The sequence below is a fragment of the Psychrobacter sp. MES7-P7E genome, assembly GCF_002863645.1.
Taxonomy (GTDB): Bacteria; Pseudomonadota; Gammaproteobacteria; order Pseudomonadales; family Moraxellaceae; genus Psychrobacter.
Genome location: NZ_PJBU01000030.1, coordinates 1 through 2,214 on the forward strand (window position 1 = coordinate 1; position 2,214 = coordinate 2,214).

The 2,214-nt window shown below is 41.6% G+C and carries 3 protein-coding genes; all 3 read right to left on the bottom strand.

Annotated elements, in window-relative coordinates; all coding sequences use genetic code 11:
- A partial coding sequence (locus CXF62_RS01295) for an Ig-like domain-containing protein (RefSeq protein WP_228153125.1) occupies window positions 1-881 on the bottom strand: 881 nt, incomplete at its 3' end.
- Between the two features lie 81 nt (window positions 882-962).
- Window positions 963-1,940 (bottom strand): OmpA family protein, encoded by a 978-nt coding sequence (locus CXF62_RS01300; RefSeq protein ID WP_102092621.1) that lies wholly within the window; start codon window positions 1,938-1,940, stop codon window positions 963-965.
- A gap of 97 nt (window positions 1,941-2,037) precedes the next feature.
- Window positions 2,038-2,199, bottom strand: coding sequence for a helix-turn-helix domain-containing protein (locus CXF62_RS14980; protein WP_416220480.1), 162 nt, complete (start codon window positions 2,197-2,199; stop codon window positions 2,038-2,040).
- Between the last annotated feature and the right edge of the window lie 15 nt (window positions 2,200-2,214).

Here is a 2,214-nt window from a genome sequence, read left to right on the forward strand (position 1 = left end):
TCATTAGGAGTACCGTCAGCAGCCATTTCATTCAGACTTGCTGTACCAGTGATGCTTACTATTACTGGATAGTCAACGGCGATGGTCGCTTGGTTAGATTTCTCGCCCGTTTTATCAGACACCACATAGTCCACTGGCGTTGGATCCGCTGTAAAGCCTGACACTGGTGTGAAGATCACTTTGCCTGTACTGCCATCAACGGACCAAGTACCTTCGCCATCTACCACTACATTGGTGACTTCATTGCCTGTCACAGGGTCGATCAGCTTGACTGTCGTTGGGTCTAAGTCGTTTTCAGGGTCGCTGTCATTCGCTACCACGTCGATGATGACGGGCTGACCTGTTTCACCTTTAGCAACATCATCGGTAGCAACAGGCGGCTTGTTAACAGGAGGGGCTACTGGTGTTTTATCACTACTACTATTACTATTGCCAGCTATTAAACCGACCAGTCCTAGACCAGCAGCAGCCGGTATCCACCAAGGTATAATAGTAGCATACTCTTGGCCACCCAAAGCCTGCCCTTCTACCGCACCCTCTTCTAGCTGTGTTACATAATCATAGGTTTCGCCAGTATCTGGAATATAGTAATAGTACTCTCCATCTTCAGCGATTCCGAGCAAGGCACTATCTGTATTATCATAAAACCCTTCTATAATCAGGTCGCTTTCTTGACCTTCTTTTTCAAATGAGACATGCAAGTCGTTCTTGACACGTTTAGTAATAATATGGTTAGGCGCACGACCAATAGCAGTATCGTGAAACTCATAGTTCACTTTGTTCGTAGCAGTGATTACCGTAGGGACACCATCTTTGGTGACAACAGATATTTGGTCAACGGTCTGAGTAGCATCATTTATTTTTACGATGACAGTATTCATTGGGTTACCTTTTTTTAATGATAGCAGTACCATTTTAGATTTTATATGCACGGTTTCAGTGGTTATGAAATTTATTTGATATTAATTATTTGGTCGCTCTTCAATAATGGCAATCACACGGCGATTAAGCTGACGGCCTTCTACAGTATTATTGCTGGCTCTTGGCTGTAACTCACCATAACCAATGGCATTCAGACGCTCAGGTGCAGTCCCAAATTGAGTGATTAACACTTCTTTTACAGCATCTACTCTACGTTGTGATAATGCTTGGTTATATTTTTCACTAGCACGGCTATCAGTATGTCCCTCGATAGTAACTAACGTATTAGGATATTGCGCCATAAACTCTGCTACTTCAGAGATCTTAGAATAGTAGTCTGGTTTTACTATAGATTTGTCGGTGTCAAACAGTACTTCGAGTTCAATAGTCATTTTTTCAGTTAATACGGCTGGTTGTTCTACTACTGGTGCTGGCTGCGTTACTGGTGGTATTGCAATCACTGGTGTAGGACAGTTGGGGACGACACGACTAATTTGGTGCGTTTGATAGCGCTTGGTTGCTAATAATGGCAATGCACTCTCTGTTGTTATCTGATCCAGTGTTCCTTGTCCACTTTCGTCCATGTCTACGTAGAAGAAGTACGTTTGACCACTAGCTAATTGGTAATCTTTTTGCTCAGCGAGCAAGTTATTGTCTTTAAAGCCAGTGGCATGAGCGCTTAGTTGGTTTGTGCCTACACAAGAGTTGACGGCGGTGTAGTTACCAGGATGTAGGCTGACTTGAAATCTGTCGTTGATTGCGATGTTGGCACTGGTTTGCTCAGGATCATTATCATTTTTTCGGATGAATATCAGGCGAGTTTCGTCATTAGCCACTTGTTCTGCTAGCATCTTACTAATATCAGTATCTACTTGGTTATTCCATGCGACTTTGCCAACACGTCGGCTATCTCCATCGTTATCAATACTATTATTGCTAGTAGTAGCACAGGCAGATATACCAAAAAAAATCGTTGGTAGCATAATAGTAGTGATGGCCTTTTTAAATACCTTTTCCATAGTAGATTCCTAATTTATTGGTTAAGTTATACGCTGGCTGCAATAAGCTAAGCTCGTTTTGAGATAATACTCAATCATAGTTTATAATGCGTTGACGTTAATTGTTGTGGCTCTCTATGTGATACGCAAGATTGTTTTGATAGTTTTTAGGTGTTATTCCAAACCAATTTTTAAAAACTCTGAAAAACTGACTGTGTGATTTGTAGCCCAATAAATACGCAATATCGGTTGTTGATAAATTCTGTTCAGTTAAATACATTTTAGCTAGGCGCTT

Bases quoted from the DNA above. Each gene is read 5' to 3' on its own strand.
- CXF62_RS01300 (WP_102092621.1), bottom strand. From the start codon at position 1,940: ATGGAAAAGGTATTTAAAAAGGCCATCACTACTATTATGCTACCAACG.
- CXF62_RS14980 (WP_416220480.1), bottom strand. From the start codon at position 2,199: ATGTATTTAACTGAACAGAATTTATCAACAACCGATATTGCGTATTTA.